This is a genomic window from Proteus sp. G2300, from assembly GCF_009915965.1.
Taxonomy (GTDB): domain Bacteria; phylum Pseudomonadota; class Gammaproteobacteria; order Enterobacterales; family Enterobacteriaceae; genus Proteus; species Proteus vulgaris.
Genome location: NZ_JAABNK010000014.1, coordinates 57,855 through 73,437, shown reverse-complemented (window position 1 = coordinate 73,437; position 15,583 = coordinate 57,855). Strand labels below are relative to the sequence as shown.

Genomic DNA, 15,583 nt, shown 5'->3' with positions numbered 1-15,583 from the left:
TATTTATTTTAAGTAAATAAAAAACCTATCAACATTCATTGATAGGTTTTTTTATTTCACACTGATAAAAACAAGACTTAGAAACAATATAAACTTAACGTTCCCAATAGGCTTCTTCTAAGCTATCTTCTTTTTCAGGTAAACCACGAGTCAAACGTGGAGAATGTTGACTGAGCACTTGATAACTCACTCGATTAGCGTATTTGCACACTTGCGCTAAAGAAGAATAAGTTAAATAAGTCCGAGGATGCTTACTCGAATTTGGTACGTTAATCCGGTGATAGCTATTCGCCGTAATATCATGCAACAATGCTGACAATGCAGCATCACCCGCCCCATTTGTATTCATGATTTTCTCAGGCCCCCCCATATAAGGTTCAATATGAGAGTAAACTTTTTCAGGCTCTTCACAATCTTTACGGCGCATTGCACGACTAAACTCATAACGATTAAATTCAGCAATGGCACCTGGTAACAAAGGATGTGTTGTTTGGCGTTTAAAATCATGCTCCGTATAACCGCCCATATAAAGCCCTGCAGGACCCGCAGTGCAAAGCACTAAATCAACCCATTCTAAAGCAACATCAGAAGCCAGCAGAGGATCAGCATGCCCTGTTAACTCAAACGCTTCATCTTCATTCATTGCCACAACAGACACATGCTCTTTGAGAAAATCACGCCACCATTGCGGATCATCAGCAATAACGTATTTTGTACCTAATGTTAGCACTACGGGGACATCATGTTTTTTCGCGTATTCAATCGCTTTCATGGTGGCTAAAGGCATTGGTTCACCAGGTTTACAACGCACTAAATAAGCCGTCAATACAAGTGCTGAAGCTTCTGCAATCACCTCTTCTGGAATACTTTCAGGCTCAAGTTGATTCATTTGACCTGGGCTAATAGCAAAAGTCCGTTCACCATTTTCCGTGATCAACGTAAAACAGCGCCCAATAGCACCATCAACACCTTGAAGGTAATTCAGATCAGTACGGCTAGAGGTGTTGCATAAATAACGATAAGCATAACTACCTATCTGAATATTGTTACACATGGTACCCAATAATACAGAGCGATCATCAGCTAATACAGAATAGTTATGGAGCGTGTTACCGATAGTGCCACCCGCAAATTCGTGAGTGATTAAGTTATTATCGGTTAATTCACGATAAAGCGCTTCTGCGACATCATCTTCAATAACGAGAGAGTGTCCCTGACTCAAGTTATAACGGGTAATAAACGCTTCATCAACTTTCGCCTCGATATCAACCAATGTTTGGTCAATGCCAACGATATAGGCGCGAGAGGATTCGCTCTCCGTCATATTGATAATGGGTTGTAATAAAGGATCTCGTAAACTAACGGGAAAATAGTGTTTGGATTTTCGTTTGCCAGGGAATTTCATTGTGAACGATGCTACAAAGCTAAAAAAGATGCGCAATGTTAACACAATATTATAGGAGAGACAGTAGGTGTACGTCAGTACACCTACTTATTTAGAGATATTTTTATGCGGTTTTACGACGGCTTCTTGCCATATAGCTCAGTAAAACACCCATAACAGAAAGAATGAAGCCAACAAAGGCTGCTCCCACTAGGATCAGAGCTCGCTTAGGTGCATCTTTTTTAGTAGGTTCGTAAGGCTTCAACATATATTTGAAGGGGACAAATTGAAGCTCATCTAATTTCACTTTTTCTAACTGTTTCATGTTATATAAGCGGTTTTTCAGATCAGTGCTGACTGTAGTTGGATCAGTGATAGCTTCGGTGATAGCTAATTTACTACTTAATGCATCAGCCCCCATAGCAATAGAGTAATCAGGATCATCTTTAATTTGTGCGCCTTCGCTTGAAATTGGTTTTTTAACCCCAGCAGCATTAGCAATTTCTAACGCATATTTCAAACGTTGCACATTCACATTACGTGCATTAGCAATACGTTCTAAATCCATTTCATACGCTTTTTGAGCAAAACTTAATTTACGCTCAATTTGGTCATCAATTTCATCTTTCACTTCCATACGTACTTTTGTAGAAATAAAACGAATATAACCAGACAGCAAATCATAAGCCTCTTCAGACGTTGGGGCAGTGAAGCTTAGATTAATTTCACCACTAAACTCTTCTTCACTCTTTTTATCATCTGAAGCTTTTAAATTAATATCTTTCGTTACAATAGATTCAATTAATCGACGTTTATCCAGAGGTGTTGGATTTTCCATTTTAGCAATTAAGCTTTTGTAATAATCTGTACTGACCAAATACTCTTCACGTAATACACGAGAGTTATAGTTATTGATAAACTTTTGATAAACGGAGGAGCCATTAACACCCGTATCAACATCTACAAGGCTTAGCTCTGTCAATGTCGCTCTTAATTGCTTCATTTCATCGAGCATTGGCTTGGTAATTGCAGCTTGACTTGTCCATTTTTGTGGCAAAAAGCTTGCAACAGTAAAGCCAACGATAGCAAATAACAACGTGATACCAATAATGACAAATTTCGATTTATAAATAACAGAAAATAATTCAAAAAGATCGATTTCATCATTCTGTTTTAGATAAAAGTCGTCAAATTGCCCTTTATCAATTTCTGAAGATTGTGGTTTTGAAAGCTTACTATTCATTTTCCTGCCTAAATTTATGTAATGCAGTGTCCGTTTATCAGCATTTTTAGTGACTAACACTAAAACACTTAAAAAATGAGAAAAGATAAGTTTATATATAACTGAAATATGATCAAATTAATATATCATCAAATCCGATAATTTTATTTATAGAATTCAGTAACTATTTTTTGCATACCTCACGGATCAACGCTTCTAGCAGGTCAATATGCGTTGGATCATCATTTAATGCCGGAATATATTCATACTGTTGGCCACCACCATGAATAAAGAATTCGCGGTTCTGTTCGTTAATTTCTTCTAATGTTTCTAAGCAATCAGATGAAAAACCTGGACAGACAACTTGAACGTGTTTAATGCCTTCACTTCCCAGTTTTTCCATGGTTTTATCAGTATAAGGTGATAACCAAGGTTCGCGACCAAAACGGGACTGGAATGTCAACATAACTTGCTCTTTAGGATAACCTAACTGTTCTTCTAATTGCTGTTTTAGCTTTTCTGTTGTGAGGCAACACTCATCATAATAAATATCGCCCGTTTTGATAAAGCGCTCAGGAATACCATGAAAAGAGAGAATTAAACGATCGGGTTTGCCATATTGCTGAAAACTTTTCTCAATAGAGGTGACAAGCGCTTTGATATAAAGCGGATGAGTAGGATAACTGCGAATAAAGTGAAGAGAAGGTATTGTGCGCATATCTTTAAAAATGCGACTAACACCATCAAATACCGCAGCAGAAGTGGAGCAAGAGTATTGAGGATACAGCGGTAACAAAATAATCTTTTCAACACCTTGTTGTAATAACTTTTCAACCCCTTCATTTAGCGATGGATTGCCATAACACATCCCTAACTCTACGGGGATATTAGGTAATCGCTCAGCGACAGCACGTTGTTGCGCTCGGCTGTAAACTAAAAGTGGTGATCCTTCATCCATCCAAATCTGTTGGTATAACTTAGCCACTTTAGGTGAGCGAAACGGTAATATCGCCCCTTGTAATATTGGTTTCCAAATCAAAGGAGAAACATCAACAACACGAGGATCGCTAAGAAATTGTGCTAAATAACGCCGAACAGCACCCGTTGTCGGCTCATCAGGTGTGCCAAGATTAACCAAAAGAACACCATACTTAGCATAATTCATACTATGACTCCTTAGAGTTATTTTATTAGGATAACCAAAGAGTAGAAGAATAAAGGAAAATAATAGATTGTGCTTGTCAATTTATTGGATTGTTCTTTTCCCCTATTTTATTTAGATAAAAAAAATCCCGGCTCAACCGGGATTAGTCATCACAATGACGAAATTAGCCAAGGATACTTTTCAGTTCAGCGTTAATTTCGCTTACTTTTTGTGTACCATCAACTTTGAAGTATTTCGCATTGCTTGCTTTAGCTTCATTTTGGTAATAAGAAACTAACGGTGCAGTTTGAGTATGGTACTCAACTAAACGTTTACGAACAGTTTCTTCTTGGTCATCTTTACGTGTTGTTAATTCTTCACCTGTCACGTCATCACGATTTTCCACTTTAGGTGGATTAAATTTCACATGATAAACACGACCTGATGGTGCATGAACACGACGGCCAATAATACGTTCAACAATGATTTCATCAGGTACAGCGAATTCCAGTACGAAATCCACGTTGATACCTGCTTCTTTCATTGCATCAGCTTGTGGAATTGTTCTTGGGAACCCATCCAACAAGAAACCATTACGGCAATCGTCTTGTTTGATGCGCTCTTTAACTAACGCAATCACTAATTCGTCAGTAACTAACTGACCATTGTCCATTAACGCTTTGGCTTTCAGTCCTAGTTCTGTACCTGCGCTAACCGCCGCACGTAACATATCACCAGTTGAAATCTGCGGGATACCATAGTTTTCTTTAATGAATTGAGCCTGAGTGCCTTTACCAGCGCCTGGAGCGCCTAGCAGAATGATACGCATCGCGTAAATCCCCTTGCATTTAATTTTTTATATTTAAACTCGAAAACGCATTACCATACCATTTTGTGAGGTCATCGCTCAAGAAATCACGGTAGCGATTGCATTTTATTTTTGTCGAAAAAGAAAAAACCACGCTCTCTTTTCAGAGAAACGTGGTTTAAATGTTTGAAAACGAAAACAGTTACGCTTTTTGAACTAAAAGTTGATTCACTAAGCGAATAAACTGGTTTGGATCTTCCAAAGAGCCTCTTTCAGCAAATAATGCCTGATCCAGTAATAAATTTACCCAATCAGCAAATAAAGCATCATCGGTTAACTCTGATGTTTGTTTCACTAATGGGTGATTTGGGTTTAACTCAAAGTTATATTTCACTTCAGGTACGGCTTGTCCTGCAGCTGCAAACAATTTAGCCATTTGTGTGGTCATTTCATCCGCACTGGTTGTCACAATCGCAGGTGTATCCGTTAAGCGGTGTGTTAATTTCACCTCTTTCACTTTGTCACCTAACAACGTTTTAATGCGTTCAACGAAAGGTGCTAATTGTTTATCTGTTTCTTCTTGTTCAGCTTGCTTTTCTTCATCAGCCAGTTTATCAAGAGATTCATCTGCTTTACTAACAGACTGGAATGATTTGCCATCAAACTCTGTCAGATAATTCATCATCCATTCATCAATACGATCTGATAACAGCAATACTTCGATGCCTTTTTTGCGGAACAGCTCTAAATGAGGGCTATTTTTTGCAGCAGCGTAGCTATCAGCGGTGATGTAATAGATTTTTTCCTGACCGTCCACCATGCGACTAACATAATCTTCCAGTGAAACGGTTTGAGCATCACTGTCGTTATGTGTTGATGCAAAACGTAGTAACTTAGCAATAGTTTCAATGTTAGATGAGTCTTCTGCTGGGCCTTCTTTTAAGACTAAACCAAACTCTTTCCAGAATGCTTGATACTCTTCAGGCTTATTCTCTGCCAGTTTTTGTAACATTTGCAATGCACGTTTAGTTAATGCACTACGTAAGTTACGTGTAACAGAGCTGTCTTGCAGAATTTCACGCGAAACGTTTAGTGGTAAATCATTAGAATCAACTAACCCACGAATAAAACGTAGGTAATTAGGCATAAACTGCTCAGCTTCATCCATAATAAAAACACGCTGTACATACAGTTTTAAGCCATGACGCTGTTCACGATTCCATAAATCCCAAGGCGCTTTTGAAGGCACATATAATAAACTTGTGTATTCTTGTTTACCTTCAACGCGGTTGTGTACCCAGCTTAATGGATCAGCAAAGTCATGAGAGATATGCTTATAAAACTCTTTATATTCATCATCACTTACTTCAGCTTTATTACGAGTCCAAAGTGCTTGCGCCTTATTAATTTTCTCCCAAGTTACTGTGCCGTCTTCTTCATTTTTCGTTTCAATTTCAACAGGCAAAGAAATATGGTCGGAATATTTACTAATAATGCTACGCAGACGCCAATCGTCTAGATACTCATCTTCACCTTCACGTAAATGAAGCGTAATTTCAGTCCCGCGATCTGCTTTTTCAATATCAGCAACGGTGTAATCACCCTCGCCTTCAGACTCCCAAAAAACACCTTTATCTGCACTTTCGCCAGCTGCACGAGTGCGTACTGTCACTTTATCTGCAACGATAAACGCAGAATAGAATCCGACACCAAACTGACCAATTAATTGGCTATCTTTAGCTTGATCTTGTCCGATAGATTCTAAAAATGATTTGGTACCTGATTTTGCGATAGTACCTAGATTATCAATGACTTCATCGCGAGTCATACCAATACCATTATCACTGATAGTCAGAGTTCGATTCTCTTTATCAGTGGAAATGCGAACATGTAATTCACCGTTATTTTCATAAAGAGTTGCATCTGATAATGCACGGAAACGCAATTTATCAGCCGCATCTGATGCGTTAGAAATCAATTCGCGAAGGAAAATTTCTTTATTGGAGTAAAGAGAATGGATCATTAATTGAAGAAGTTGTTTAACTTCTGACTGAAATCCTCTTGTTTCCTGACCTTTCATACTCATTTTTACCTCAATTAATCCTAATTTGGCGAAAAAAATCAATATGAGTAAAAAGTGGGGATAGTTAAGCAAGTTTCAAGGGTAACGTAAAAAATTAAGCCAATAAAAACAATAAAAGAACTTATAGGATTAAAGTTTGAGCTAAAATAATACTTGTTGTATATTTTATTATACAGCGATATTTACTCAGGTTTATTATTATGAAATCTTTATTACAATACGGTTTATTTGGTATTGGCTTATTTTTTCTCTCGTCACTTTCTTACGCAGACAGACAAATCGTAGACCAAATTGGTCGTACCGTAACCATTCCAGATAAAGTAGAAAGAACTGTTGTTTTACAACATCAAACGCTGAACTTACTGGTTCAACTTGATGCTACAGATAAAATTGTTGGTGTAATGTCTAACTGGAAACAACAATTAGGTGATGGCTATGCGCAATTAGCGCCATCACTGGAAAATATACCCAAAGTAGGCGATCTCACTCGTTTCGATGCTGAAAGCCTAGTAAAACTGCAACCTCAAGTTGTTTTTGTCACTAATTATGCTCCTAAAGAAATGATCGATAAGATCTCAACTCTTGGTATTCCAGTGGTCGCTATTTCATTACGTAAAGAAATTAATGATGATAAATCAACACTTAATCCAACATTACAAAATGAAGAGCAAGCCTATAACGAAGGGCTAAAAGAGGGAATTTTACTGATTGGCAATATCGTCAATAAATCAGAAAATGCAAAAGCCTTAGTAAATGATACTTTTAAACAACGTGAGCACGTAAGTCAGCGCTTACAAGATATTTCTAAAGAACAACGTGTACGAGCCTATATGGCAAACCCTGACTTAACCACTTATGGCTCAGGTAAGTATACCGGCTTGATGATGGAGCACGCGGGCGCATTCAATGTCGCGGCATCAACCGTCAAAGGGTATAAACAAGTTTCTCTTGAACAAGTTATTGCTTGGGATCCTGAAGTTATCTTTGTTCAAGACAGATACCCACAAGTCGTTGATGAAATAAAACAAGATACACGCTGGCAAGTCATTAGTGCCGTTAAAAATAATCGAATCTATTTAATGCCTGAATATGCAAAAGCATGGGGGTATCCAATGCCAGAAGCCATGGCAATTGGTGAGTTGTGGATGGCTAAAAAATTATATCCTGAAAAATTTAGCGATATCGATATGCCAAAAGCCGCTAATGATTGGTATCAAAAATTCTATCGCACGCAATATCAAGGGAAAGAGTAGGATATAGCACAATGACATTTTCCCTTTTTGCAGCGGGTAGCTTAAAAGCAACGCTACCTGCTTTTATTGAGCATTATCAGCAAAAAACTAGTGAAAAGTGGACACTTACATTTGGGCCAGCAGGATTATTACGCCAACGTATTGAACAGGGGGAAGTTTGTCATTTATTTCTTTCTGCTGATGAGAATAATGCACAGCAATTAATCAATAAAGGTTTTGCACTACAATATGCTCCTTTTATTGCCAATCAGCTTTGTATTACAGCTCGGCGTAATGATGTAAATGAAGAAGATAACTGGCTTAGCGTATTATCAAATACCGTATTAAAATTAGGGATATCCACACCAAAAGCAGATCCATCAGGGGATTATAGTTGGCAACTGTTTGATAATATTGCGCAGATTGACCCAAAGTTAAGTCAGGCATTAAAGATGCGAGCTCTTTCTTTGGTTGGAGGTGAGCATTCACTTACCATTCCTCAAGGTAGAATAGCTGCTCACTATTTAATTACCACACATCAAGCGGATGCCTTTATTGGTTACCAGCACTATCAAAAACAATTAAGTGAATTTCCTGAATTAAAAATATTCACTATTCCAAAACCTTTTAATGCCACGGCTCACTATTGTGCAACACTTATTCATTCACAAGCTTATAGCTTATATCAGGAAATTTTATCCCCTTATGCAAAAGACTATTTTATTAAAGCTGGATTTTTACCGCTAAGTTGATGGTATTTACTTAGCAGTAAAATAGATAACTGATGATATATTATTATTTAGCATCATCCACAACTATCGCATGAGCGCCATCTTTGGCCTCATCGAGTGCTTGTTTTATTGTATCAGCGTGGGCAAGCACTACCCCTAAACGACGAGAGCCCGCAATTTCAGGCTTAGCGAAAAGGCGGATCTGGCGATTCGCTTTTAATGCTTTTTCAATACCGGAATAGATAATATTTGTACTATAAAGCGCTGGTAGAATAACTGCTGAAGCACAATTACCTAATTGTCTAATCCCCCCAATGGGATAACCTAAAAAAGCACGGACATGAAGCGCAAACTCTGATAAGTCCTGTGAAATGAGTGTCACTAATCCCGTATCATGAGGACGAGGAGAGACTTCATTAAAAAATACTTCATCGCCCTGCACAAATAATTCCACACCAAATAAACCATAACCATCTAAGTTCTCAACTATTTTGCTCGCGATATTCTTTGCTTTAGCAAGTGCAATATCACTCATTTTTTGAGGTTGCCATGATTCACGATAATCTCCTTTTTCTTGTCGATGACCAATTGGAGCACAAAAATGAATGCCATCGACAGCATGAATAGTAAGTAAGGTTATCTCAAAATCAAAGGGGATCATTTTTTCAACAATAACCCGTCCTTTCCCTGCTCTACCGCCTTCTTGCGAATAAGCCCAAGCATGAGCTAAATCATTTTGGTTACGAATAACACTTTGCCCTTTACCTGATGAACTCATAACAGGTTTGACAATACAAGGAAAACCTATTTCTAAAGCAGCTTCTTTAAAACTCACTTCATCATCAACAAATTGATAATTTGAGGTCGGTAAAAGTAGCGTTTCCGAAGCTAAACGACGGATCCCTTCTCTGTCCATCGTCAGTTTTACAGCACGCGCGCAAGGAACAATTTTTTGCCCTTTTTGTTCTAACTCAACCAGTAACGTTGTTGCAATAGCTTCAATTTCTGGAACAATAAAATCAGGTTGCTCTTGTTCAATAACTAGCTTTAATGCATTGCTATCAAGCATATTTACAACATAATGACGATGTGCGACATGCATGGCTGGTGCATTGGAATAGCGATCAACCGCAATAACTTCAACGCCTAAGCGTTGACACTCTATAGCGACTTCTTTACCTAACTCACCTGCCCCTAATAACATCACTTTTGTTGCATTTGCAGTAAGAGCCGTACCCAGCACAGTCATTATCTATCCTCACCATTAATAAAAATTGCAATAACGCAAACGATTGCTTTTATATAGCATAACGGATTTTACGTGATAGAAAAATAGTCAGACAAAAAAATAATCAAACAAAAAAGTGAAAAATCACAATGTTTGACTACGTTTCCCTTTTTGGATTTTTAGATAATTAAGACGTTTTCGGATCAGTGCAAGAATACAGCATAAAAGTCCCAACCAAATCAGAGAAAAACTGACACCTTTAACTTCATCAAAAGCTTCATGAAATAAGAAAACAGCCAGTAAAAATTGAATAGTAGGTTCTATATATTGTGCTAATCCAATGACTGTTAACGTCGTTCGTTTCACTGCTGCTGTAAAAAATAATAATGGTAATATTGTAACCGGTGCTGTTAAAACATAATAAAAACGAGTCAAATTATCAGCTGAAGGAAGTGCACTTTTATCTGTTATAAAAAACCAAACAGTCACACCTATTGCTAATGGCATCAACCAGAGCGTTTCCATAAATAAAGACGTTATTACATCAAAACGAATAAACTTACGAATTAGCCCATATACAGCAAATGCACCCCCCATCATAATAGCTAAAATAGGTAACTCACCATACATCCACAACTGATATCCCACACCCGCACAAATTAAGGTAACAGCCCATTTTTCTGCTGGATTAAGCTTTTCTTTAAGAAATATCACACCTAATAAAATCGAGAAAAGAGGATTAATAAAATACCCCAAGCTCGCTTCTAATACTTGTTGATGTGTTAATGCATAAGTAAACGTACACCAAGAAACCGCCATAGCCATTGAACTAAATAAACACATAAAAACAGAACGTTTATCCTGGAAAATCGCGCGCCATTGAGTTCTATTCTTAATAAAAAGTCGTACCAGCAATAATAAAGGAATAGACCAAATTAAACGCTGAGCTAACATTTCTAACGGTTGAGCGCCGGGTAAAAGCCGATAAAACAGAGGTGTGATCCCCCAAAGAATATAAGAAAAAATGGCTAATACTGCCCCCGATTGAGCCCACATTTAATATTCCATTAATAAAAGTCGATATGATTTAATATCATACGCTTAAAATAGATAAAACAATATGATCAGCATCGCTGATTGATTAAACATCCGCCCTACCGCATAGAAGATATAAAAAACGCCATTAATAACCACTTCGAAAAAAGTAATTATTAATGGCGAGAAAGAAAATACGATTAAGGAAAACCACTGTAAACCGCAACCAGAAAAAATCAGTACGTTGTTAGAAAATGTCCCTGACATGTAAAGGTGGTTGTTGCTGAACAAAATCCTGTAATTTTTTACGACTCGGTGCAGCGGCTATTGCCCCTTTTTGAGTTGTCGCTAAAGCGCCACAAGCAGCTGCTTGCGTCACTATTTTTGATAAGTATTGTTCATCTTCAGCAAAACCATATTCAGCAAGTGCGGCTAACAAACCAGACATAAAAGCATCACCCGCCCCAGTTGTATCTATACATTCAACGGTAAAGGCACTAAATGCGACCTGAGTGTTTGGAGTTAACACTAAACATCCTTTAGAGCCTTGTGTGATCATTTTTAAACGCGCAGGATAACCTTCTAATTTTTTTAGTGCATGATCCAATGTTACTTCTTGAGTCATCCACGTAAGTTCATCTTCCGATAGTTTCAAGATATCGGCTTTATGTGCATAATCATCGATAACTTTGCGCATTTCTTCGTGATCACGCCACATTTGAGGACGTAAGTTAATATCAAAACTTAACAATGAATCTGTCTCTTTAATGCGATTGATTGCTGTATCCAAGGTTGAGCGACAAATAGGATTCACTAATGCCAAAGAACAAAAATGCAAAATATCTTTTTCGAATATTGGTAATGACTTTTCTGTTAAAAATTGATCAGCGGATTCGGCAACTAAAAAGGTGAAATCACGCTCACCATTTTCTTGTAAAGAAACAAGAACAGTACTGGTTCGGTGAAACTCATCAAACTCCATTGCACGAGTATCAACCCCCAAATCAAACAATGTTTTTTGCATAAAATGGCCGAACGCATCTTCCCCAACACGTCCAATAAAACCACTTTGTTGACCAAGCTTGGCTACACCAGTAGCAACATTAACTGGAGCACCACCTGCACACGCCTCATATTGCATATTTTGTAATGGGATCAGGTCGACAACAGCATCACCTAAAGACCAGACTTTCATAATCTCTCCTGAAGATAAGCATTTATTTTTCTTCACTATATTCTGTTTTTATCACAATTCATAACGATTAAAGGAAGATATTGCACATCAATCCATACTAATAACACCTCTATAAGTGAGTGCCTGGATTTCTTCTCCATTAATCAAGAAAAGGAATGTGTAATTGTCTTTTCACCACAAGACACATGTTTTTTACCTTTTTGCTATGAGTGGTGAAGTAACGTTGTTATCAGGTAAATAGTCGCGGTTAAATAGCATCGACTACTTAAAAAAATACTAGTGCTATCTCGATGACAAAACATAATTTTGACAGAACGTCGTGTTCAGCTAATTAGCAAGGTAATTGAATCGTTGTTAATAGCGAATAAAACAGCACTCCATCATATTGCCATATCCTAAAACAGCAACCAGATCCAGATATAGAATACGTAACCCCATTATAGTGTAGATAATAGCGTCAAAACACTGATCTAAAAGTTACTAAAGGGTCTTTTTGTAACAATCCTGTGCCATCAGATTGACAACAAATGAACGCTCCCTAAATTTTCTTGTCATTCGATTAAGGGGGGATTATTTCAATAAGAAATGATATCTCTCTGGTATCTGTTTTCAAAACATCATCAATTGAAGAGACGTTGTGTCTCATCATAAATTTTTCATGCAGAATAATCTGGAACATAGATACATTGATCAATAGTATTTTGATTAAATTTCAGTGTCTTTGGTATTAATAACGCAGGATTATTAATCGCCTTTAAGACTATCATAAAAGAAATAGATTCAAGTCGGGCTACCTTTTTCAGTGATACCCCCCAGTATTGGATCGATGAAGTTATTAACAAGGTTAGATATAAATAAAGTTCTATTTTACAAGAAGTAAAGTCAACCAAACACAAAAGGAATTTTATTGTAACTAAATACTACGATTAAATTCGTTACCAATAAGCACCTAAATATATTATTTTTTTACTTATTAACTGCGTTTAATATAGTTAAAATCACTTACGGTAAAAAACTTAGTTACAATTAATAATAGTTATCCGAAAATCCATTATAGAAATAAATTATTCTTATCTATAAAATACAAATATTGAAACAAAACAAAGTTCTGATATTTTATCTATAATATAATACAGAAGTATTAATCATTTTTAATTTGATATATTCTGAATATGGCTCCGTTACGTGAATGTTACCCTACACAAAAAACTTATAAATTAGTCAAATTTCGTTACTTATTCACTTTTTAGTTAAGAGCTGAGTAAAACCAGGAGCAACATATGGAATCAATAATCCACTTAATCACTTTTGAAGATGACAGTACAAAAGTTCAACTTAAAGCTGTTCTTTCTTCTTTAGCAGCTAATGTGAAAACCTATTCAAATGAACAGGCTTTCTTGAAATACTATTTTTCTTCAACAAAAGGAGCGCATAAAGAGTGTATCATCATTAATACAAAAAACAGTGCTGCACCATCAATTGCACTGATTAAAGAACTCAACAAATTGAAAAACATCATCCCTGTTATTATTATTTCTGGGGATAGTTCCATTGAGAGTTGTCGTAGTGCATTTAAATCAGGCGCTTTTGAATATTTAACTCGCCCTTTGAATGTAAATGAGCTTCTTAATATTGTCTCTGAATCCTTTCTACATTATGAAAGTGAAGTAGAGCAATTTCGAACATATATATCTTTAAAAGATAAATTTGGTAAGTTATCAAATAGAGAAAAAGAAGTTATGGAGATGATCCTTGAGGGAAATACGAGTAAAGAAGCGGCAGAAAAACTTTCGCTATCACCTCGTACTGTTGAAGTACATCGCTCAAATATGTATACAAAATTGAAAATAAGATCACTACCACAATTGGTTCAAGAATATGATTTCTTTAAGAAATATGACTTAAAAGCTGGCTGATTTACTCATGTGAATTTTATTTATCAATAGGTTTAATATCTACGATATAACGATATAGCCTGTTCAATTTTCATTATTTTCTATTAATGAGAGAAAACTGTACTTCTAAAAACATTCTATTTTGGATGATTTGTACCTAATATGGTAATAATTAATACGTTAGACTCCATTCTACGATAGAAGGGGCGGCAACTTATTTTGATGCCACCCTTTCATTAGTGTTCGCTTAATTTCAATTTAAAACACTTGTATATTTTATTCTCATAATCGCTATTATTAATAACTATAATCACTGTTTTTTATTAATAATAGTAATATAAGAATAGATGAAGCATTTCATTTGATATAAATCATTTTTTACTTTTTATAAATATGAATCTTCTCATTTTTAATTCTTATTATTCTTTATTCTTATTTCACGAAGAAAATTATTAACGATTAAAAAATAATACAAAAGAAATCCTTGTCTCTTTTTTTATGTTCATTTAAAGATTTTTTATGCGATTTTATTTTTGACTTAAACAAAATTTTTTTAATAAGAAAATTCTAACTAGTGTGTTTTAATTACCGTCATTTTAGCAGTAAAATAAGAAATAATAATTATTATTACCCTTTATACTCCCTCTTACTTAAGAAATTTATTCTCTTTATAGTTTAATTAATGTAATACATTATTTATCATTTCTACTTAATAATACTCCAATAAAGATTATCATTAAATGATCTCTCAAGGTAAGTATAACCTCTTATCATGGGATAAGTACTAACCCTTAGAAAAGTAAATATTTATTGATAATTTATGTATAGTCTTAATTTGATTATTAAATATGGAATAAATTCGTATCTTTGAAATATAAGATAAACTTATACGTTTTTTCTTATTCTCACTTTGAACAAATAGTCTTATGCTATATCCACCTAACTCGCTTTTTTACAAAAAAAATGAATAACCAAGATAAAAATCGCCGTCCTATAAAAGCAAGACAAACAAACTGGGCAACAAAATGTAGTCGCTACTTACAGCAAAAAGGAGCAACACCCAATGGTATTTCGGTGTTTAGCATTATATTTGCATTACTTGCTAGCTTATTACTCTTCTTTGCCCTTTCTTATTCTCATGGTCTATTACGCTCATTTTTGTTGATCTTTGGTGCATTAATGATCCAAGGTCGTCTTATTTGTAATTTATTAGATGGTATGGTTGCTGTTGAAGGCGGAATGAAAAGCCCTGTTGGGGCTGTTTATAACGAATTACCAGACAGAATTGCAGATACTCTGATTATTTTAGGTGTGGGCTATGGATTATCCGCTGACTTTTCGATGGCGATAACTTTAGGCTGGGTAGGTGCGTTTTTTGCGGTCATGACCGCTTATGTTCGAGTATTAGGTGGAAGCTGTGGATTAGATCAACACTTTACAGGCCCCATGGCGAAACAACATCGAATGGCTTTACTCACTTCGGTTGCTGTTATTGCCGCTTTGATTCCTAACCTTTGGGGAATATGGCTCTTTTTTATTGCATTATGGATTATTATTTTAGGTTCAACACTTACTACAATTTTCAGAACCCGTCGAATTTTACGGGATTTAGCACAAGGTGCCTAA

The 15,583-nt window shown here is 36.1% G+C and carries 12 protein-coding genes; 4 read left to right on the top strand and 8 right to left on the bottom strand.

The features are described from left to right. Nucleotides 1-94: 94 nt before the first annotated feature. From GWI97_RS08160 to htpG, 5 genes are all read right to left on the bottom strand, one after another. Nucleotides 95-1,405 carry an inosine/guanosine kinase gene (locus GWI97_RS08160; RefSeq protein WP_036934723.1) on the bottom strand — a complete coding sequence of 437 codons (1,311 nt, stop codon included), beginning with the start codon at nt 1,403-1,405 and terminating at the stop codon, nt 95-97. A gap of 103 nt (nt 1,406-1,508) precedes the next feature. Further along, nucleotides 1,509-2,627: an LPS O-antigen length regulator Wzz(fepE) gene (gene wzz(fepE) / locus GWI97_RS08155; RefSeq protein WP_036934725.1), complete on the bottom strand. Its 1,119-nt coding sequence runs from the start codon at nt 2,625-2,627 to the stop codon at nt 1,509-1,511. Between the two features lie 163 nt (nt 2,628-2,790). Beyond that, nucleotides 2,791-3,771 carry a ferrochelatase gene (hemH, locus tag GWI97_RS08150; protein ID WP_036934727.1) on the bottom strand — a complete coding sequence of 327 codons (981 nt, stop codon included), beginning with the start codon at nt 3,769-3,771 and terminating at the stop codon, nt 2,791-2,793. 163 nt (nt 3,772-3,934) lie between these two features. Then, nucleotides 3,935-4,579: an adenylate kinase gene (adk, locus tag GWI97_RS08145; RefSeq protein ID WP_036934729.1), complete on the bottom strand. Its 645-nt coding sequence runs from the start codon at nt 4,577-4,579 to the stop codon at nt 3,935-3,937. Nucleotides 4,580-4,760: 181 nt separating this feature from the next. After that, nucleotides 4,761-6,644 (bottom strand): molecular chaperone HtpG, encoded by a 1,884-nt coding sequence (htpG, locus tag GWI97_RS08140; RefSeq protein WP_036934733.1) that lies wholly within the window; start codon nt 6,642-6,644, stop codon nt 4,761-4,763. Between the two features lie 197 nt (nt 6,645-6,841). Here htpG and GWI97_RS08135 point away from each other — a divergent pair, with 197 nt between their 5' ends. After that, the gene (locus GWI97_RS08135; protein ID WP_161751901.1) at nt 6,842-7,894 is read left to right on the top strand and encodes an ABC transporter substrate-binding protein; all 1,053 of its coding nucleotides are present in this window, start codon (nt 6,842-6,844) and stop codon (nt 7,892-7,894) included. 11 nt (nt 7,895-7,905) lie between these two features. Next, nucleotides 7,906-8,625 carry a substrate-binding domain-containing protein gene (locus tag GWI97_RS08130; protein ID WP_123822364.1) on the top strand — a complete coding sequence of 240 codons (720 nt, stop codon included), beginning with the start codon at nt 7,906-7,908 and terminating at the stop codon, nt 8,623-8,625. A 43-nt stretch (nt 8,626-8,668) separates the two neighbouring features. Here GWI97_RS08130 and purT read toward each other — a convergent pair whose 3' ends face one another. The 3 genes from purT to GWI97_RS08115 form a co-directional block, all read right to left on the bottom strand. Beyond that, complete coding sequence (purT, locus tag GWI97_RS08125) at nt 8,669-9,853, bottom strand: formate-dependent phosphoribosylglycinamide formyltransferase (RefSeq protein WP_123822365.1); 1,185 nt, start codon at nt 9,851-9,853, stop codon at nt 8,669-8,671. Nucleotides 9,854-9,976: 123 nt separating this feature from the next. Then, nucleotides 9,977-10,888 (bottom strand): EamA family transporter RarD, encoded by a 912-nt coding sequence (rarD, locus tag GWI97_RS08120; RefSeq protein WP_036934740.1) that lies wholly within the window; start codon nt 10,886-10,888, stop codon nt 9,977-9,979. A 226-nt stretch (nt 10,889-11,114) separates the two neighbouring features. Further along, nucleotides 11,115-12,062, bottom strand: a complete 948-nt coding sequence (locus tag GWI97_RS08115; protein ID WP_161751900.1) for an aminoimidazole riboside kinase — start codon at nt 12,060-12,062, stop codon at nt 11,115-11,117. 1,280 nt (nt 12,063-13,342) lie between these two features. Between GWI97_RS08115 and GWI97_RS08110 the strand changes: the two genes are divergently transcribed. Together GWI97_RS08110 and GWI97_RS08105 are read left to right on the top strand one after the other, a co-directional pair. Further along, a complete protein-coding gene (locus tag GWI97_RS08110; RefSeq protein ID WP_036934742.1) occupies nt 13,343-13,978 on the top strand; it encodes a response regulator transcription factor in 636 nt (211 codons plus the stop codon). 942 nt (nt 13,979-14,920) lie between these two features. Next, nucleotides 14,921-15,583, top strand: a complete 663-nt coding sequence (locus tag GWI97_RS08105) for a CDP-alcohol phosphatidyltransferase family protein (RefSeq protein WP_036934743.1) — start codon at nt 14,921-14,923, stop codon at nt 15,581-15,583.